The sequence below is a fragment of the Peptostreptococcus anaerobius VPI 4330 = DSM 2949 genome (genome assembly GCF_000381525.1).
GTDB classification, from domain to species: Bacteria; Bacillota; Clostridia; order Peptostreptococcales; family Peptostreptococcaceae; genus Peptostreptococcus; species Peptostreptococcus anaerobius.
On the sequence record NZ_KB906640.1, the window covers coordinates 1 to 18,961 of the forward strand.

At 37.6% G+C, this 18,961-nt stretch carries 19 protein-coding genes and 1 pseudogene; all 20 read left to right on the forward strand.

All coding sequences use genetic code 11. From position 1 onward, the window contains the following. A partial coding sequence (locus F823_RS11190) for a hypothetical protein (RefSeq protein WP_019595629.1) occupies nt 1-192 on the forward strand: 192 nt, incomplete at its 5' end. A 221-nt stretch (nt 193-413) separates the two neighbouring features. After that, complete coding sequence (locus tag F823_RS0108820) at nt 414-980, forward strand: TetR/AcrR family transcriptional regulator (RefSeq protein WP_002844890.1); 567 nt, start codon at nt 414-416, stop codon at nt 978-980. Beyond that, a complete protein-coding gene (locus tag F823_RS0108825; RefSeq protein WP_242821676.1) occupies nt 953-1,696 on the forward strand; it encodes a CPBP family intramembrane glutamic endopeptidase in 744 nt (247 codons plus the stop codon). Before F823_RS0108820 ends, F823_RS0108825 begins: the two co-directional genes overlap by 28 nt. Nucleotides 1,697-1,736: 40 nt before the next feature. Next, nucleotides 1,737-1,925, forward strand: a complete 189-nt coding sequence (locus F823_RS0108830) for a cysteine-rich KTR domain-containing protein (RefSeq protein WP_019595630.1) — start codon at nt 1,737-1,739, stop codon at nt 1,923-1,925. 1,048 nt (nt 1,926-2,973) lie between these two features. Further along, nucleotides 2,974-3,438 (forward strand): ribosome maturation factor RimP, encoded by a 465-nt coding sequence (locus F823_RS0108835; RefSeq protein ID WP_002844886.1) that lies wholly within the window; start codon nt 2,974-2,976, stop codon nt 3,436-3,438. Nucleotides 3,439-3,458: 20 nt separating this feature from the next. Continuing rightward, nucleotides 3,459-4,733: a transcription termination factor NusA gene (gene nusA, locus F823_RS0108840; RefSeq protein WP_002844885.1), complete on the forward strand. Its 1,275-nt coding sequence runs from the start codon at nt 3,459-3,461 to the stop codon at nt 4,731-4,733. Nucleotides 4,734-4,747: 14 nt separating this feature from the next. Further along, entirely contained in the window at nt 4,748-5,029 is a 282-nt protein-coding gene (rnpM, locus tag F823_RS0108845; RefSeq protein ID WP_002843724.1) for an RNase P modulator RnpM, read from the forward strand. A 2-nt stretch (nt 5,030-5,031) separates the two neighbouring features. Further along, nucleotides 5,032-5,349: a L7Ae/L30e/S12e/Gadd45 family ribosomal protein gene (locus F823_RS0108850; protein WP_002843740.1), complete on the forward strand. Its 318-nt coding sequence runs from the start codon at nt 5,032-5,034 to the stop codon at nt 5,347-5,349. 27 nt (nt 5,350-5,376) lie between these two features. Beyond that, on the forward strand, nt 5,377-7,317 hold the full coding sequence (infB, locus tag F823_RS0108855; RefSeq protein ID WP_019595631.1) for a translation initiation factor IF-2: 1,941 nt from the start codon (nt 5,377-5,379) through the stop codon (nt 7,315-7,317). 22 nt (nt 7,318-7,339) lie between these two features. Beyond that, nucleotides 7,340-7,687, forward strand: coding sequence for a 30S ribosome-binding factor RbfA (gene rbfA / locus F823_RS0108860; protein ID WP_002843825.1), 348 nt, complete (start codon nt 7,340-7,342; stop codon nt 7,685-7,687). A 169-nt stretch (nt 7,688-7,856) separates the two neighbouring features. Then, nucleotides 7,857-8,876 (forward strand): DHH family phosphoesterase, encoded by a 1,020-nt coding sequence (locus F823_RS0108865; protein ID WP_019595632.1) that lies wholly within the window; start codon nt 7,857-7,859, stop codon nt 8,874-8,876. Between the two features lie 121 nt (nt 8,877-8,997). Then, complete coding sequence (truB, locus tag F823_RS0108870) at nt 8,998-9,969, forward strand: tRNA pseudouridine(55) synthase TruB (RefSeq protein ID WP_002844880.1); 972 nt, start codon at nt 8,998-9,000, stop codon at nt 9,967-9,969. Between the two features lie 70 nt (nt 9,970-10,039). Then, nucleotides 10,040-10,966, forward strand: a complete 927-nt coding sequence (locus F823_RS0108875) for a bifunctional riboflavin kinase/FAD synthetase (RefSeq protein ID WP_019595633.1) — start codon at nt 10,040-10,042, stop codon at nt 10,964-10,966. Between the two features lie 294 nt (nt 10,967-11,260). Further along, nucleotides 11,261-11,518 (forward strand): 30S ribosomal protein S15, encoded by a 258-nt coding sequence (rpsO, locus tag F823_RS0108880; protein WP_002843739.1) that lies wholly within the window; start codon nt 11,261-11,263, stop codon nt 11,516-11,518. 163 nt (nt 11,519-11,681) lie between these two features. Beyond that, the gene (locus F823_RS0108885) at nt 11,682-12,524 is read left to right on the forward strand and encodes a DegV family protein (RefSeq protein WP_002843737.1); all 843 of its coding nucleotides are present in this window, start codon (nt 11,682-11,684) and stop codon (nt 12,522-12,524) included. Nucleotides 12,525-12,601: 77 nt separating this feature from the next. Further along, nucleotides 12,602-14,692 carry a polyribonucleotide nucleotidyltransferase gene (gene pnp, locus F823_RS0108890; protein WP_019595634.1) on the forward strand — a complete coding sequence of 697 codons (2,091 nt, stop codon included), beginning with the start codon at nt 12,602-12,604 and terminating at the stop codon, nt 14,690-14,692. Between the two features lie 109 nt (nt 14,693-14,801). Continuing rightward, nucleotides 14,802-15,017, forward strand: a complete 216-nt coding sequence (locus tag F823_RS0108895) for a hypothetical protein (protein WP_002844874.1) — start codon at nt 14,802-14,804, stop codon at nt 15,015-15,017. Nucleotides 15,018-15,212: 195 nt separating this feature from the next. Further along, complete coding sequence (gene asnB / locus F823_RS0108900; RefSeq protein ID WP_002844872.1) at nt 15,213-17,072, forward strand: asparagine synthase (glutamine-hydrolyzing); 1,860 nt, start codon at nt 15,213-15,215, stop codon at nt 17,070-17,072. Nucleotides 17,073-17,098: 26 nt separating this feature from the next. Then, on the forward strand, nt 17,099-18,667 hold the full coding sequence (locus tag F823_RS0108905; protein WP_002844870.1) for a hypothetical protein: 1,569 nt from the start codon (nt 17,099-17,101) through the stop codon (nt 18,665-18,667). Nucleotides 18,668-18,753: 86 nt separating this feature from the next. Continuing rightward, a pseudogene (locus tag F823_RS10960) lies at nt 18,754-18,961 on the forward strand (IS481 family transposase); the annotation flags it as partial.

Below are 18,961 nucleotides of genomic sequence, written 5' to 3' on the forward strand. Positions count from 1 at the left end.
AGAAGTCACAGGGAAGATGGTAAGATTTTATATAATCGAAAAGTATTTACTAGCGAAAAAGATCTGATAAATCAGGTGGCAAAGCATGAAAGAAGATATAATAGTACGGCAAAAACAAGTTTAAAATTTAAAAGTCCAAATGAAGTTGTAGAAGAGTATTTCAAAAATACAGCCTGCTATTGTGAAAATTAAAATGAACTAAGTCAAGGTACGCAAAGCTTTACTCCTTGACTTATCCATTTATAATTTTCGATAAAATAGCAAGTATTTTGAAAAACTTTCTCGTAAGTGTAACATATGTATTGACAACTAAGAATCGTGTTGTAACTTTACTGTGAACTCTATTGACAAATCATAATAATTGTTATATAATAATCGTAATATAACAACGATTACAGAATGAGAGGAACTCTATGCCACCAAAAGCTAAAATATCAAAAGAAATGATTGTCAATGCCGCATTGGAAATTGCTCGGCTGACAGGTGCAGAAAACATCAATGCTCGTACAGTATCTCAAAAATTAAATTGCTCTACCCAACCAATCATGTACCACTTCAAAACGATAGAGGATTTGAAGAAGGCTACCTATCAGAAAGCGGATGAATATCACACCACATATCTCAGCCGCATCGAGGGAGATAACCCTATGTTGGGAATCGGAATGGCTTATATTCGCTTTGCGGCAGACGAGCCTTTGCTGTTTCGCTTCTTGTTTCAATCCAACAGCTTTTCAGGAAAAAGCATTGTGGAACTGATCAATGATGAAGCACTTGAACCAATACTGACTATTTTTTCGCAGGGCATCCAGATAGATATGATTAAAACGAAGGAGATTTTCCGGATTCTGTTTTTGTTTGTCCATGGTTATGCCAGTATGTTAGCGAATAACACGATTTCATTCGATGAAAAAAGTATTACAAACGACTTGGAATTAGTCTTGGACGGAGCAATTTGTATGAAGCAGAAGGGAGCAAAATGAAGCATCTGTATAAAAAAAGTGAGTTGACATTTTCTTTGGTTTTAGTTGGCTTGTATGTAGCGCTTTTCAGTATCGCAGACAACCTATCTCGTTCTATTGGAATAGAAAAAATACTGACAGCACCATTATCTGTTTTATTTGTTGCGGTTCTGTATGTATGGATTCATAAGAACGGGTTGCTCAAAAAATATGGGCTGTGTGCGTTTGACGGCAAGGCAAAAGACTATTTCTATTTTATACCGTTGTTCGTAATCGGAAGCTGTAATCTTTGGAACGGTGTCCAGATAAACTGTTCGCCGATGGAAACGGCTTTATATGTATCGAGTATGCTTTGCGTTGGCTTTATTGAAGAGCTGATATTCAGAGGTTTCCTGTTCAAAGCTATGGCAAAAGACGGAATCAAATCTGCAATTATTGTATCAAGTATAACATTTGGATTGGGTCACATCATCAATCTTGTTAATGGTGCAGAATTATTACCTACATTCCTGCAAATTATCTATGCAACGGCAATCGGTTTTCTTTTTACTATGCTGTTTCATAAGGGGAAATGTTTGTGGCCTTGTATTATCACACACAGCGTAGTAAATTCGCTAAGTGTCATCGGCGTGGAAAGCACCACAACAGAAAAAATCATTTCTGCGGTGATATTGACAGCCGTTTCTTTGGGGTACACTGCACTGATCTATAAAAATAAAAAACATTGCAAAACATAATACATAATTTATTCAGTAAATAGCAGGAGGTATATAGAATGTGAAAACAACCAATTTTATTTTATGCCCCGTCTGCAAAAACAAAACCCGGCTGAAAATGCGGGAAGATACAGAACTTAAAAACTTCCCGCTATACTGCCCGAAATGCAAACAAGAAACGCTAATAAGTGTAAAACAATTAAAAATCACAACACACAAAGATCCCGACGCAAAGACAAAGAGACAATAGCCCACAATAAGTAGCGCAAGCAGTAAGTCTGAAAAGATTTGCTGCTTTTATTGCGCCTATTTTTGGCAAACCGAACATTCCCGTTGTAGTAGGGGGTGACGGGGAAGTTTGCCCTAAAAAAATTGCGCCGGATTTAGCAGAACGGCATGGGGCTACCGTAGTAGTGATGAAAAAAGTAAAAATGCGTTTGGCATTTTCCGTTTCCGTCCGTAGAAGAAAGCAAAACCACAGCGGGCAGAATGAGCCGCTGCAATCGCTATATTGACGAAAGCAGCCACACCGACCCTTGTAGATTGCCGCAAAGTCAGCCGCAGAGGAAAGCGGCAGTTTTTCAGAGCAAGATTCTACCGAGGTTCCAAAATTCGCTTTTCGCTCATTTTGCCCCTGCGGGAATCTTGTTGGGGAGTGCCTTCCCCAAACCCTGCTTATACGGCTTGCGCCGCTTAAAAATCCCTCAAAATAATTTTTCGGATTTTTCAAAAACAGTTCCGCTTTACCCCCCCTGTTTTTCCCCTATTAGTGAGAGGATACCACACACAGAAAGGAGGTCTGCCGACCATGAAACGATACAACACGCCGCACCGCAGCCGGGTAGTCAAGTATGCTAGACTTAAGATACCGAAAAATAGGGTTTTATTAGGAGCTGACTCATAAATTTTAGGAAATACGAAAAATGCTAAATTCAACAAAAATAGAACGTTGAAATTTAGCATTTTTATTTTCCTTTTTTAAAAAACTTACTATATGTGAAATATGAGGGCGAATCAAGTTGATTATAGGGTATAACTTATACAAGTCGAAATACATTGTACTTACAGTTCAACGACTATCCTAGTATTATATTGTAGGTATATGTCTGCAAATAAGAACTATCAGAAGTATTTACATGAATAGTATTGTTTTTTTATTTAATAAGTGTTAAACTATAAGAAGTGAATATTTGTTTGTTGGTGTGAGGCTTTATTGGCTCACATTTTTTCGTGCATGGGCACATTATTTCTAATGGAATCAAATAGACATAAGGACAATTGAATATGGAGGTGGAATAATGAAAAAGAATATTGCACAGCAGGTAGAAAAACTTGTTCAGCCTATTGCAGACCTACATGGCTTTGAATTAGTAGATGTAGAGTATGTCAAGGAAGCTGGAATATACTACCTAAGGGTAATTATCGATTCAGAGGATGGAATCGGTCTTGATGAATGTGAAAAAGTCAGCAGGGACCTAAATCCAATTCTAGACGAAAAGGACATGATTGAAGAAAACTACTTACTAGAGGTATGTTCTCCGGGAATTGATAGGATTCTAAAAAGAGATCACGAGTACGAAAAATACTCTGGCAAGTTGGTTGAAGTAAAGTTATATGCAAATAACGATATAGTAAAGGGCAAGCACTTTGAGGCTGACCTATGCGGATTAGAAGATGACAATATAGTATTACTTTATAAGGGTAAAGAATTAAAGTTAAATAGAAAAGAAGTTGCACAGGTGCGTTTAGCAGTAGTGTTTTAATTTTGGAGGTAAAAAAGAAGATGAACGTTGAATTTATGCAGGCACTAGAAGAGCTTGTGAAGGATAGGGGTATAGACAAGGAAGTACTACTTGAAACAATAGAACAGGCCTTGACATCTGCATACAAGAAGAATTTCGGGTCTGCACAGAATGTTAGAATAGACCTAAACAGAGAAACAGGAGACATAAAGGTATACTCACAGAGAGTAGTAGTTGATGAACAGGACCTATATGATAATTTCCTTGAAATCGAGCTAAGTGAAGCAAGAGAAATCAGTCCAAATTACGAGTTGGGTGACATAATAGAACATGAAGTAACACCTATGGACTTTGGTAGAATAGCTGCACAGACTGCCAAGCAGATAGTAGTACAGAAGATCAGAGAAGCTGAAAGAGAAATGACATACAATGAATTCATTGAAAAGCAGGATGAATTAATAACTGGTGAAATATCTAGAACTTCTCAAAGAGATGGAAAGTGTATAGTATTCGCACAGATAGGCAAGGGGGAGGGTGTCCTACTTGCAAGTGAGCAGATCAGGGGCGAAGAATACAAGATAGGAACAAATATGAAGTTCTACGTTGTAGACGTAAACAAAACTAGCAAGAACCCACAGATACTACTATCTAGAAGCCATACAGGACTAGTTAAGAGATTGTTTGAGATGGAAGTACCAGAAATCCAGGACGGTACTGTTCAGATCAAGTCTATATCTAGAGAAGCTGGTTCAAGAACAAAGATGGCTGTATTATCTACTGACGAAAACATAGACCCAATAGGAGCATGTGTTGGTACTCAGGGATCAAGAGTTAGAAATATAGTAGATGAACTAGGTGACGAAAAGATAGACATAGTGAAGTACAGCGATGACATTGGTCAGTTCGTTGAAGCATCACTTAGCCCATCAAAGGTTACAAAGGTATTTATAAATGAAAAAGAAAAGTCTGCTGTAGTAATAGTACCAGACTATCAGTTGTCACTTGCAATCGGTAAAGAAGGACAGAATGCTAGACTAGCTGCTAGACTTACTAACTGGAAGATAGATATCAAGCCAGAATCAGACTTTACTGAAGCAGATGAAAGAGCCCTACTTGAAAAAATAGCTAGTGACAAGCTAGCAGTTGAGGAAGAAAAGGCTAGTAAAGAACTTGCAGAGGAAAATCCAGCAGAAGATATGGACGAAGAAGTGGCACTTGAATCATCTGAAGAAGCTATGGAGCCTGCTGATGTAGAAGTTGCAGAAGAAATCCTATCTGATGGTGAAGTAGAAGAGACATCAGGTGATCAGGCCTAGATAAGAGGTGGAATATGAAAGAAAAGAAGATACCTCAGAGAAAATGTATAGCTTGTCAAGAAAGAGACAACAAGAAGAAGTTGATCCGCATCGTAAAGAACAAGGACAATGAGATATTTCTAGATCCAAGTGGAAGGGCAAATGGTAGAGGAGCCTATGTATGCGCTACTCACGAGTGTCTTTCAAAGGCTATCAAGTCTAAGGCACTTAACAGGGCCTTCAAGATGGATGTAGAGGATGAAGTCTACAGGCACTTACTTGATGAACTTGACAAGGTCAGTTCAAATGAGGACTAAATATGATAGATATGAATGAAAAAAAGCTATACTCTATGATAGGATTATGTATGAGGTCAGGCAACCTGGTATCAGGTGATGACACTACTCTCAATGAAGTCAAAAAAGAGAGGGTGAGTCTCGTAATAATCGCAGAGGATGCTTCTAAGAATACGACAAAACTTTTTTCGGATAAATGCAGTTTTAGAAATATTGCCTACATCAAGCTTGGGACAAAAGACAAGCTAGGATTGGCAATTGGAAAGAGCCCGAGAGCTGTATTGGGAATTAAGAATAAAAATTTTGCAGACCAGATACTAAGACTAGTAGAAGAGGTCTAAGAGGGCAATTTTAAGGAGGTGTATTTTATGTCTATAACAAGCATAAAACATATAGCCGAAGATTATAACATGAGCGAAAAAGAACTTATGTCTAAGATTAACGACTTTGGTATTGAAACAACAGAAAACGGACATGTAGAAGGAGAAAACTTAACTTTACTAGTTGAGATGCTAAACGAAGAAATTCGTGAAGCAAAGGGAAATGTGGTAGAGGTTGACAGCAAGATAACTGTACAGGACCTAGCTACAGAGATGGACAAGCCAGCATCAGAAATCATCATGAAATTGATGAAGATGGGTACTATGGCTACAATCAACCAGGAAGTCAGCTTTGATATTGCATCACTTATATGCAGCGAGTATGGTTTTACCCTAATGAAGAAGGATAGCTCAGAAATAGAAGAACTAGAGATTGAAGCTCTAATGGATATAGAAGAGGACCTAGAAAAGGACCTAAAGCCTAGACCACCAGTAGTAACAGTAATGGGACACGTTGACCACGGTAAGACATCCCTACTAGATGCTATCAGGGACACTGATGTAACATCAGGAGAAGCAGGTGGTATCACTCAGCATATAGGTGCTTCAGAAGTAAAGATAAATGGCCAGAAGATAGTTTTCCTAGATACACCAGGACATGAGGCCTTCACTTCAATGAGAGCCAGAGGAGCCCAGGTAACAGATATAGCTATCCTAGTGGTTGCAGCCGATGACGGTATCATGCCACAGACAATAGAGGCTATCAACCATGCCAAGGCAGCAAGTGTTCCCCTAATCGTTGCTATCAATAAGATAGACAAGCCGGGAGCCAACCCAGAAAGAGTAAAGCAGGAGCTATCTGAACAGGGACTTCTAGTAGAAGACTGGGGTGGAGATGTAATATCAGTAGAACTATCAGCCAAGAAGAGAATTAACATAGAGACTCTACTAGAGATGGTACTACTAGTTGCAGAAGTAGAAGAGCTAAAGGCCAACCCAGACAAGAGGGCTGTTGGTACAGTAATAGAGGCAGAACTAGACAAGGGTAGGGGTCCAGTAGCGACTATCCTAGTCCAAGGTGGTACTCTAAGAGTAGGTGACCCAATAGTAGCCGGTGTAGCATCTGGTAAGGTAAGAGCCATGATCAACTACAAGGGTAAGAGAGTAAAGCAGGCAGGTCCATCTACAGCAGTAGAAATCCTAGGACTATCAGAAGTACCACAGGGTGGAGACCAGTTTGTATCTGTACCTAATGACAAGGCTGCTAGAACTATAGCAGAGAAGAGACAGGCTATCCAGAGAGAAGAAATGCTAAAGGCATCTTCTAAGGTATCACTAGATGACCTATTTGCCCAGATGTCAGAAGGTAAGGTAAAAGACCTAAACATAGTAATCAAGGCAGACGTACAGGGTTCTGTCCAGGCTGTAAAGCAGTCGCTAGAAAAGCTATCTAATGATGAAGTAGCAATCAACGTAATCCATGGTGGTGTTGGTGCTATAACAGAATCAGACGTCCTACTAGCATCTGCATCTAATGCCATAATCATAGGATTCAACGTTAGACCAGTGTCTGGTTCAGAACAGCTAGCAGAAAAGGAATCTGTAGATATCAGAACATACACAATCATCTACAAGGCTATAGAGGATATGAAGGCTGCCATGTCAGGTATGCTAGATCCAGACCTAGTTGATGAAGATACAGGTAAGGTAGAAATAAGAGAAATATACAAGATATCAGGAGTAGGTACAGTAGCAGGTTGTTATGTCCAAAGTGGTAAGATCATCAGAAACTCTAAGGTTAGAATAGTAAGAGATGGTATCATAATCCACGAAGGTGAACTAGCTGCCCTTAAGAGATTTAAGGATGATGTCAAGGAAGTGTCACATGGATATGAATGTGGGCTAAGCTTTGTAAACTACAATGATATCAAGGTAGGAGATATAGTTGAGGCATATATAGTTAAGGAAGTAGAAAGAACTATAGACTAGCCTCAGAAAGACGAGGTATAATATGGCTTCAAACAGGATTAGAAGAATCAGTGAAGAAGTAAAAAAAGCAATCAGCGTCATGCTGATAAATGGTATAAAAGACCCTAGGATAACATCTATGATCAGCGTAACTGATGTAGAGGTTACAAACGACCTTAGGTATGCCTTTGTATACATCAGTATACTAGGTGGCGACAAGGAAGAGTCACTAGAAGGTCTAAACTCAGCCAGAGGATACATCAGAAGAGAAGTAGGTAGACAGGTCAAGCTAAGATATGCTCCAGAGATCATATTTAAGATCGACGACTCTATTGAAAGAGGTATGTATATGGATGAGTTGATCAAGAGCGTCAACAAGGACGAAGAATAATAAGATATAAATAGATTGGTCGTAGGTTTGGTATTCTAAGCTTACGGCCTTTTATTTTTGATTCAGTAAATCAAATTTGTCTCATTTTTCTGATTGAATATTAAAATATTCGTATTCATCTATAGAATCATGATATAATATAAGATGGTATTAAAATATGGAGGTACAAATGTCACAGATAATTAACAGGAGTCTATCAAAGGAATTCCTAAAGATAATAAATGAAATAATCGATTACATAATAGCAAATGATAAATTTGTAGTTACATCCCACATAAATCCAGACGGTGACAACATTGGTTCGTCAAGAGCCATGTGTGGTTTTTTGAAAAAATTAGGCAAGCAAGTCGTATATATATTGGATGATCCATATCCAAGTGACCTAGAGTTTTTGTATGATAAGGTAGATATAGATAAGAGCAAGTCATCTAATATAAAAAGTCTAGCAGGATACAAGGTAATAGCTCAGGATTCCGGTTCATATGAGAGAATTTGCATGGATAAGGACCTACTTGAAACATCTGAGGGTATAATTTGCATAGACCATCACCACACAAATGGCGACTATGGATTTATAAAATACATAGACACAAGGGCGTCTTCTACTTGTGAGTTGGTTTACAATATTATAAAGACATACGAAGACAGGTTCGAAGATATAATAGACTCTGATATAGCAACTTGTCTTTATACTGGTCTTGTTACAGACACTGGTAATTTTCAGTATTCCAATACAGAACCATCCTCATATCTGATGGCTGCTGACCTAGTAACTAGAGGCGCAGATAAAAATCTTGTGATAGAAAAGATTTTTCAGAGTAAGTCTCTAGCCTACTACAAGGTACTAGGCCAAGTATTGGACAATATGGAGATCTTAGAAGGAAAAATATCTCTTGCAACAGTGAGCAAAAAAATGCTAGATGAAAATAATATAAACTATGACGATATAGATGCTATCACTCCATATACAAGGGATATAGATGGTGTAGAGCTAGGTATATTTATCAAGGAGAAGGAGATGGGTGAGATAAAGGTCAGTCTGCGTTCGAAGTCTTATGTGGATTGTACAAAACTTGCCCAGGTATTTGGTGGTGGTGGCCATGTTAGGGCATCAGGTCTGACCATCAGAGACAAGAGTCTTGACGAGGCTAGGGATATGTTAAGACAAGAAGCTGTAAAGTTTATATAGTTAGGCAAATATATATATGTAGATATATATAAGAGATATATAGTATAGATGTATAAATATATAGATAGATATACATACATATACATAGAATAAGAAATATATAATTAAAAGTGAGGATATAATGGATAGGATTTTTAATATAAAGAAACCACCTGGTATGACATCTCATGATGTTGTCTACAAGGTGAGAAAAATACTTGGTACTAAAAAAGTGGGTCATACGGGTACCCTTGATCCAGATGCTGTTGGTGTATTGCCAATATGTGTGGGAAGGGCAACAAAGGTATGTGACTTGATTTTGAACAAGGACAAGGCCTATGAGTGTGAGCTTACATTAGGTGTTGAGACTGACACCTATGATTCTTCTGGAGAAGTGATCTTTGAAAAAGACATATCTGACCTAACTGACGAGCAGGTAGTAGATGCTCTTATGAGTCAGGTTGGGGATATTGACCAATACCCACCTAAGTATTCTGCCCTAAAGGTCAAGGGTAAGAAGATGTGTGATCTCGTAAGACGTGGCAGGGCAGATGAGATAGTCCTAAAACCAAGACCTATAAAGATCAAAAAGATAGATATAAAATCATTAGATATTCCTAAAATATTGTTTGAAATAGACTGCTCCAAGGGTACTTATGTAAGGAGTGTATGTCACGATGTAGGCCAAATACTAGGTGTAGGTGGTCATATGTCTAGCTTGACTAGGACGAGAAGCGGCATATTTACCTTAGATGATTCGATTAGTCTAGAAGAATTGGAGAAGTTTAGGGATGAAGGAAGTCTGATTGGCCATTCGTATAGTGTTGAAGATGTGTTGGCAGATTTTCCATTTTTAAAAATAAAAGACAATGCCTCTAAGTACTATTCTAATGGTGGTATGATTGAAGAACGTAGGTTTATAGATGGAGACTACAAGAAGTACATAGACACTAGTACTGGGGCAAAAACAAACATCGAAGCTAAACAAGCAGATAAAGAAAACTTTGAACTAGATGTAAGGGTATATGACAGAGATGGATTTATCGGTATTGGAAAATTGAGCTACCACAATGATGCATTGATGATAAAGAGTGAAAAGATATTTAGGTTATAATTATAGTAAGTAAAATAAATAGCTTATAATGTTAATTAGTAAAAAGATTTAAATTATAGTAGGTGAATGAATGATTGTTTTTAGTAGGTTAGATGAAATAAATATTACAGATAAGACCTGTATTACTATAGGAAATTTTGACGGTGTCCATAGGGGGCACCAGACACTAATATCAAAAACTGTTGATTATGCAAGGATGAATGGTTTAAAGAGTGTAGTGTTTACATTTTCAAACCACCCAGTCAACTACTTTATTCCTGGTTCAGTGAAGAATATTATCACTATAGAAGAGAAGCTGAGGATTATCGAGAGTATGGGTGTAGATATATGTGTCAATATTGAGTTTAACTCAGATATGACAAGTATCTCAGCAGAAGACTATGTAAAAAAAATCCTACTTGGCAAACTCAACATGAGAAAGCTGATAGTTGGTCATGACTTCTCTTTTGCCAAGAACAGAGAAGGTAGTCCAGCCTATCTTGAAAGTGTCAAGGATGAGTTCGGATTTGAACTAGAGATAGTTGCACCGATACTCTTAAATGGGACTAGGGTCAGTTCTACAGATATTAGAGCAAATATAATAGAGGGAAATGTTACATCAGTTGCCTTTATGTTGGATAGGTTCTATTCTATAGATGGAGTTGTAATAAAGGGCAGGCAGATAGGTACCAAGATAGGGTATCCTACAGCCAATATAGACTATGACAGAGGTCTAGTCATACCAGCAGATGGTGTGTATGCGACACTTGTTGAGATAGACGCAAAGAAGTATAAGGGAGCCACAAGTATTGGCAACAACCCAACAGTAAATGGAGACAAGACTACAGTTGAGACATATATACTAGACTTTGATCAGGATATATATGGCAAAGATATTAGGGTGGAGTTTGTGGAGCTTATGAGACCTATGATAAAGTTTGAGACGATTGAAGAACTTACAGACCAGCTGAAGGCTGATGAAGAATATGTGAGAAATAAGTATAGTGATATTATATAGTACTAGTGTGAAACATAATTAAATATTTGATGATGTGCAGTACGGCAGGGATGTTGTACTGCTTGTTTGTCGTAGTCAGGTGTATATACTAAGAGTTTTTAAAAAGATGATAATGTAATAAACATCTTGTGAATTTCACATTAACTTCATACAAAAGTCTGAGATAATTCACAAAAGTATTTGCTATTGTTAGTATTTTATGTTATACTAATTGAGGTTAAACCTTGGCTCGGCTTTTGAGTCTCCACTCGATGCTTAGCTATAGGCGATTTTAAAATTTTTAGGAGGAACACAATGATAAACAAGGAACAGATAATCAAGGATTTTGGTAGAAAAGAAGGAGATACAGGTTCTCCAGAAGTACAGATAGCCCTATTAACAGCTAGAATCAACTACCTTAACGAACATTTAAAGGAACACAAGAAGGACCACCACTCAAGAAGAGGTCTACTAAAGATGGTTGGTAGAAGAAGAAATCTACTAGCTTACCTAAAGAAGAACGATCTTGAAGGATACAGAGCTCTTATAGCTAGACTTGGTCTTAGAAAATAATTTAAAAAGATTATCAAGATATCTTAAAAATGGTCTGACTATTGAGGTCAGGCCATTTTGCTTTGTACTCAACCACTGTAATGACAAACATAATAGTATACTTATAGGTCAATATGATGTATAATAGATATATTAGAGAATAATGAACGTGGGAGGTATTACCTTGGATATAAAATTAATATGTGATAGTCTTTGTGATATTCCAGATGAGATAATGGCAAAGGACTATCTTGAAATGGTACCCCTTACATTGATAATGGATGGTAAGGAATACAAGGATGGAGTTGACATAACTAAGGAAGAGTTTTACAAGATGGCAATGGAGTCAAAGGAAATACCAAAGACTTCTCAGGCCACGTATGTTCAATTTAAGGATGCCTTTGATAGGGCCCTAGCTGAAGGTAAGAAAGTAATATGTATAAATGGAGCGTCAACAAAGAGTGGGACTTACCAGTCTGCTGTCCTTGCTAAGAACGATACTGATGGTGAAGTACATATTTTTGATACTGAAAACCTATCTCTAGGAGCTGGCCAGTCTGTAATAAGGGCTTGCGATATGATTGAAGAAGGTCTATCAGTAGAGGAGATACTAAAGAATCTTGAAGATGTAAGAGATAGTGCTGTTGTTTACTTTGCACCAGCCAACCTTGACTACCTTAAGAAGAGTGGTAGGGTTACAATGGCTGCAGCTGTAATTGGAAATATGTTGAGTATTAGACCTATTTTTAAGATGGAAAAGGGTGAAATAAGTATAGATGGAAAAGTAAGAGGTAGCAAGAAGATGATTGCCTATCTGATTGATAAGGTAATAGAAAGAAACAAGGACCTGTCAAAGATAACCCTTACTGTTGGCCATGGTTGCAATATGGAAGACTTTGTGAAGCTAGCTACCGAGGTAGAAAACAAGCTAAAGGACAAGGTTAAAAAAGTATTGATATCCAAGGGTGGAGTTTGTGTTTGTTCACATACTGGTCCAGATATAATAGCTGTAAGTTTTTCTAGGTAGTTATTGGTTTTTGATAAATAATAAGATTTTAATTGATGGTTAATCAAGAAATACAAAGGAAGTTTAAGGAGGAAACTATGTTCGAACATAGAATTTTTGAAACAGAATTAGCTGGTAGAAAGCTATCTGTTGAAGTAGGCAAAATATGTGAAATGACAAATGGTAACTGTATCATGAGATATGGTGATACTATGTTGATGGTAAATGCTACAAAGTCAGCAGAACCAAGAGATGGTATAGACTTTTTCCCACTAAGTGTAGATTTTGAAGAAAAGCTATACTCTGTAGGTAAGATACCTGGAGGATTTTTGAAGAGAGAGGGTAAGGCATCTGAAAAGGCTGTTCTAACATCAAGACTGATAGATAGACCTATTAGACCTCTTTTCCCAGAAGGATTCAGGAATGATGTGCAGGTTGTTGCTACAGTATTGTCTGTAGACCAGGACTGTACACCTGATATAGTAGCTATGATAGGTTCATCAATAGCCCTATCAATATCTGATATACCTTTTAACGGTCCAACAGGTTCTGTATTGATTGGTCTAGTTGATGGTGAGTTCGTTATCAACCCAACACAAGAGCAAAGAGAGGTATCTACTCTTCACCTAGTAGTATCTGGTACTAAGGATGCAATCATGATGGTTGAAGCTGGTGCTGAAGAAATAGATGATGAAATAGTTCTAAATGCAATACTTTTTGCCCACGAAGAAATTAAGAAGATAGTTGCCTTTATAGAAGAAATCGTTGCAGCAGTAGGTAAGGAAAAGTGTGAAATAAAGCTACATTTACCTGATGAAGACCTAAGATCAAAGGTTGATGCTTTTGCTAGGGAAAAGATGAGAGCTGCTGTTAAGACAGTAGAAAAGATGGAAAGAACTGAAAAGATGGATGCTGTAAGTGCTGAAACTCTTGAGTACTTTGAAAAAGAACTAGAAGAATTTGAAGAAGTAGCTGGAGATATAGAAGAAGTACTACACGACATTATCAAGGACGAAGTAAGAAGTCTAATAGTTGACGAAAATGTTAGACCTGACAATAGAGCCCTAGATGAAATAAGACCAATATGGTGTGAAACTGGCCTAATACCAAGAACTCATGGTTCTGCAATATTTACAAGAGGTCAGACTCAGGTTCTTAATGTTACTACACTAGGAGCATTAGGAGATGGTCAGAAGTTAGATGGATTAGATGAAGAAGACAACAAGAGATATATGCACCACTACAACTTCCCAGCTTATTCAGTTGGTGAGACTAGACCTTCAAGGGGTCCAGGTAGAAGAGAAATAGGTCACGGTGCCCTAGCTGAGAGAGCCCTTGTGCCAGTTATCCCTTCACAGGATGACTTCCCATATGCTATTAGACTAGTGTCTGAAGTACTTAGCTCAAATGGTTCAACATCACAGGCATCTGTTTGTGCATCTACACTTTCTCTACTAGATGCTGGTGTACCTATCAAGGACATGGTAGCTGGTATTGCCATGGGTCTAATCAAGCACCATGACAAGGTAGCTGTCTTATCAGATATCCAGGGTATGGAAGACCACCTAGGAGATATGGACTTTAAGGTAGCTGGTACTGAACATGGTGTAACAGCTATACAGATGGATATAAAGATTGCAGGTATAGATGAACAGGTTCTTAGACAGGCTCTTAAGCAGGCTAAGGCAGGTAGAATGCATATACTTGGCGAAATGAAGAAGGTTATAACTGAACCTAAGCCAGAGCTTTCTCCATACGCTCCAAAGATTGTGAAGATGCAGATAAATCCAGACAAGATCAGAGACGTAATAGGACCTGGTGGAAAGATGATCAACAAGATTATAGATGAAACTGGTATCAAGATCGACATAGAGCAGACTGGTGAGGTATTCGTAGTAGGCGTTGAACAGGAAATGATCAACAAGGCAATCTCTATGATAGAAGACATAGTAGCAGAAGCAGAACCAGGCAAGATATACAAGGGAACAGTAACTAGAATAGAAAGTTTCGGTGCCTTTATTGAGATCCTACCAGGCAAGCAGGGACTACTTCACATATCTCAGATATCAAACAAGAGAGTTGAAAAGGTAGAAGACGTATTGTCAATAGGTGACGTTGTAGACGTACTTGTTACAGAAATCGACAACAAGGATAGGATTAACCTATCTATAAAGGCTATAAAGAAGTAGGACCTAGCTACTTTTAGATAGCAAAATATGATGAATATATATCCGGGTAAATAGATGACTTTATTTACTCGGATTTTTTGAATATAATACTATATTTGGAGGCATTTATATGAAATTAGATAAAAATAGGGTAAAAAATACCCTGATGTTTGAGGTCGGTGTTATAGGTATTGATGCCTGGATTAAGGACAACCAAGGAGGCCTAATGGACTATTTTTCCGGTTCAATAACTAAGGCTGTGATATATTATGTGATCTTGTTTATTATAGCTGCAGTCCTATATAACCTAGGACTTGAAAAAATGAGGAAGTACAACAAACACTAGGTTAAAATATTGACTACTATTGTCATATGTGATATGATGATAATGTACATATAATGCCTTAAGTCTTAAGGATTTGGTACATATGAAGGGTAAAAGCCTTATTTGTTAAGGATATCCAAGGGGCATATTCGTCAGGGTATGTTCCTTTTTTTGTAAAGTGACTAAAATATAAAGTGGAATCAAAAAGGAGATATTATGTGTGGAATAGTAGGTTATTTCGATAACACGAGTAATAAAGATATTGTAATTAAAAAGATGATGGACAGGATCATACACAGGGGTCCTGATATGGGAGACCTATATACTGATGATAGCTGTGGTCTTGGATTTAGGAGGCTTAGTATTATTGACCTATCTGAGGCAGGTAGCCAGCCTATGTACAGTGCAGATGGAACAAAGGTCTTGGTATTCAACGGTGAGATATACAACTATATGGATATCAAAAAGGACCTATTAGACAAGGGATATGTATTTAAGTCTGATACAGACTCTGAGGTATTGATACATGGTTATACAGAATATGGAACTGACATTGTAAACAAGCTTAGGGGTATGTATGCCTTCTGTATATGGGATAAGGTAGAGAAAAAGGCGTTTGGTGCAAGGGACATATTCGGCATCAAGCCATACTACTACTACCAGTATGAAGTGAATGGACAAAAATCTATGATGATAGGATCAGAAATCAAGTCATTCTTAGAGCATCCAGAATTTAAAAAGGAAGTCAATGAAAAGGCCCTAAAGCCATATCTTACATTCCAGTATTCTTCTCAGCCTGATGAGACATTCTTCAAGGGTGTAAAAAGGTTGAGACCTGGTCACTATTTCACTTACCAGAATGGTGAAATGAAGATTGAAAAATACTGGGAAGTGAATTTCAATGATGAGAAAAATACAATAGAAGAAAATATAAAGAGAATCCAAGATGTAGTAGATGATTCTGTAAGATTACACAAGCATGCAGATGTTGAGTTTGGATCATTCTTGTCTGGTGGTATAGACTCATCATATATAACATCTTGCTTGATGCCTGACAAGACATTTTCAATAGGTTTTGAGCAGGAGAAGTTTGACGAATCAACTCTAGCTGCTGACCTATCAAAAATACTAGGTATAGAAAATGTAAGAAGGACTATAACAGGAGATGACTGTCTAGGTAAGCTTTCAGAGATTCAGTACCATATGGATGAACCTCAGTCAAATCCATCAACACTACCACTATACTTCCTATCAAAGCTTGTAAGAGACAATGGAGTAACAGTTGTCCTATCAGGTGAAGGGGCAGATGAAATATTTGGTGGTTATGAGTGGTATGATATAGATGCAGGTCAGAGAAAGCTAAGACAGTTGCCAGGATTTATCCTAAAGCCAGCTGCTGCTATTGCCAAGCACCTACCAGAGTTCCACGGTAAGACAACATTGCTTAGGGCTGGTAGACCAGTTGAGGAGACATTTATAGGTGAAGCCTTGATATTTGAAGAAGACGAAGCTATGGACATAGTAACAGATAGGTTCAAGAATTCTAGAAGTGTAAGAGATATAACTAAGGAAGTATACGATCTTGTAAAGGGCAAGGATGATGTCACTAAAAAGCAGATGCTTGATATCAAGTTATTTATGGAGGGAGATATACTTCAAAAGGCAGACAAGATGAGTATGGCCCACTCTCTAGAGCTAAGAGTACCTTTCCTAGACAAGGAGGTTATGAAGGTTGGAGAAAAGATAGGATCTGACCAGAAGATAACGAATGGAACTACTAAGTATGTCCTAAGAAGGGCAGCCCAGGAGAAACTACCAGAAGAGTGGTTTAAGAGAAAGAAGAAGGGATTCCCAGTTCCTATTAGGATATGGTTCACAGAAGAAAAGCACTACAATTTTGTGAAGGAATACTTTACAGCTGACTATGTAGACCAGTTCTTTGACAAGGAAAAGATAAATAAGCTTTTAGATGATCACTACAATGGCACTATCAATAATGCTAGAAAGATATACACAATTCTTGTATTCCTTGTATGGTACAAGAGATACTTTATAGACGAAGTAGCTGTAAATTAATAAGATAGGCTTAGAGGAGTTGTAAAATGAAGAAAAAGTTAATAATGATTTTGGCGGCTCCTCTTGTTATACTAGGACTATACTTTGGACTGGTATACGGATATATCAACCCCATGGTGAAGGGGCTAGACATCCATATAAACGGAGGAACCTTTATCACTAATATAAATAAGTATGTAATCAAGGTTGGAGATAGGGTAAATATATCCATGGGTGACTATATAGTAGTCCCAAACTTTTCTAAAAAGCCAAAGTTGATGGTCGCAGTTCTCGACCAAAATAATATCCTAAAGGTAGAAGGCAACCAGCTGACTGCTCTTAAAAAGGGGTATTCATCAATAGGGATTCTAAACAAGAATAGGGTGCTTAGAAAAGTTGCAATAATGGTTGTTGATCCCAAGATATCCAATATGGAAATCGCCCTTGAAAGCCCACTAGAATACTATGGTGACTCTACTAGGGTAAACTCAAAGGTCGATATTGAAAAGTATAAGAAGCTTGAAAAGGGCTATAAATTAACCTACTCATCAACGCAACCTAATATTTTGAAAATAGATGGTGACCAGATATCTGCTGTTGGTGTAGGTGAAACTAGGCTAATAGCTAGGTATGGTAGGCAGGAAATCCAATCCAATATCAAGATACTGCCTAGGGTTGACGAATTAGAACTACCTAAGTCAATAAACATTGAGGAAGGCCAGACAGGTCACGCTAGTGCTAATATAAAGGTTAGTCCACAAGGATCTAGGTCAGTAATAAACTATAGGGTAGACAAAAACTCAGATGATGAAAGATGGGATAGTAACCTTGTAACACAGTATGGTGACAGCGGTCTTGAAAAACAATATGGAATAGTCGTCGATAAAAATGGTAATATACAAGCCAATAGACCCGGTATTTACAAGCTAAAGGTGAGGTCAGGAAGAAAATCGGACTCTACATTTGTCCATGTAACAGAGAAAAAATTTGAGAACTTAGATGTTCAAAATTTAAATTACAGTTCTAAGATAGACAAGGACAAGTTAAAGCTAGAGCTTGGTTGGGACCACAACAAGAGGATCAAGTCCTACAGGATGTATATAAAAAAGGGTGACGGTGACTTTGAGTTACAGGATATTATCAAGACAGACTCTTTTAAGGCAATTCCTAAAAATAGAATATCTATCAACAAGTACCTTGACCTAGGTGAAGACAAGTCATACAAGTATGAGTTGTATTTGGTAGGTATTTCAGGTGATAATATGACAAGAAAGTCAAATACTCTTGTAATTGACTCAAGTAATAGGTCTGATTTTCAAGAAAAGGCTCCTGAAAAATTGGATTATAAGATAAATCACGAGGACAGGTCAATAGAGTTCAAATGGGCAAAGATGAATGGAGCAGTTAACTATAGGATATATAGTGTAGACAAACAAGCCAAAGAAAAATTCTATAGGTTAGAAGCCAAGAACATAGTCAATGACCATACAACTATAGAGGCCAATGATGACAATATGAATAGGGACTATTATCTGGTCGGAGTAAATGAGGTTGGAGAAGTATCTATGTCAAGTAAAGCTATAAATATAAAACATAATTTTTGTAATGTGCTATAACATATGTTACACAATTGAATAAAAAAAGAGAGGAACTCTGATACAATAGTAATATCAACAAAACCATTTAGTAAAGGAGTCCTCTCATGTCTATTATAACAGAAGAAATGCGTTACCGCCAAAAATTATGTGAATTTGCTAAAAAATATGGAGTTACAAAAGCCGCAAGGCGATATCATACTAACCGTCAGTTTGTGTATAGACAACTAAAAAAGTATGATGGCACAGTAAGGAGCTTAGCATTAGGCTCTAGAAGGCCTTTACGCAGTCCAAATGCTCACACAAAATCTGAAT

What these genes read in the sequence shown, in the direction of transcription:
- F823_RS0108865 (WP_019595632.1), top strand. Translation starts at nt 7,857, where the DNA reads ATGTCACAGATAATTAACAGGAGTCTATCAAAGGAATTCCTAAAGATA.
- rbfA (WP_002843825.1), top strand. Translation starts at nt 7,340, where the DNA reads ATGGCTTCAAACAGGATTAGAAGAATCAGTGAAGAAGTAAAAAAAGCA.
- F823_RS0108850 (WP_002843740.1), top strand. Translation starts at nt 5,032, where the DNA reads ATGATAGATATGAATGAAAAAAAGCTATACTCTATGATAGGATTATGT.
- F823_RS0108875 (WP_019595633.1), top strand. Translation starts at nt 10,040, where the DNA reads ATGATTGTTTTTAGTAGGTTAGATGAAATAAATATTACAGATAAGACC.
- truB (WP_002844880.1), top strand. Translation starts at nt 8,998, where the DNA reads ATGGATAGGATTTTTAATATAAAGAAACCACCTGGTATGACATCTCAT.
- rpsO (WP_002843739.1), top strand. Translation starts at nt 11,261, where the DNA reads ATGATAAACAAGGAACAGATAATCAAGGATTTTGGTAGAAAAGAAGGA.
- F823_RS0108895 (WP_002844874.1), top strand. Translation starts at nt 14,802, where the DNA reads ATGAAATTAGATAAAAATAGGGTAAAAAATACCCTGATGTTTGAGGTC.
- infB (WP_019595631.1), top strand. Translation starts at nt 5,377, where the DNA reads ATGTCTATAACAAGCATAAAACATATAGCCGAAGATTATAACATGAGC.
- F823_RS0108820 (WP_002844890.1), top strand. Translation starts at nt 414, where the DNA reads ATGCCACCAAAAGCTAAAATATCAAAAGAAATGATTGTCAATGCCGCA.
- asnB (WP_002844872.1), top strand. Translation starts at nt 15,213, where the DNA reads ATGTGTGGAATAGTAGGTTATTTCGATAACACGAGTAATAAAGATATT.
- nusA (WP_002844885.1), top strand. Translation starts at nt 3,459, where the DNA reads ATGAACGTTGAATTTATGCAGGCACTAGAAGAGCTTGTGAAGGATAGG.
- F823_RS0108835 (WP_002844886.1), top strand. Translation starts at nt 2,974, where the DNA reads ATGAAAAAGAATATTGCACAGCAGGTAGAAAAACTTGTTCAGCCTATT.
- pnp (WP_019595634.1), top strand. Translation starts at nt 12,602, where the DNA reads ATGTTCGAACATAGAATTTTTGAAACAGAATTAGCTGGTAGAAAGCTA.
- rnpM (WP_002843724.1), top strand. Translation starts at nt 4,748, where the DNA reads ATGAAAGAAAAGAAGATACCTCAGAGAAAATGTATAGCTTGTCAAGAA.
- F823_RS0108905 (WP_002844870.1), top strand. Translation starts at nt 17,099, where the DNA reads ATGAAGAAAAAGTTAATAATGATTTTGGCGGCTCCTCTTGTTATACTA.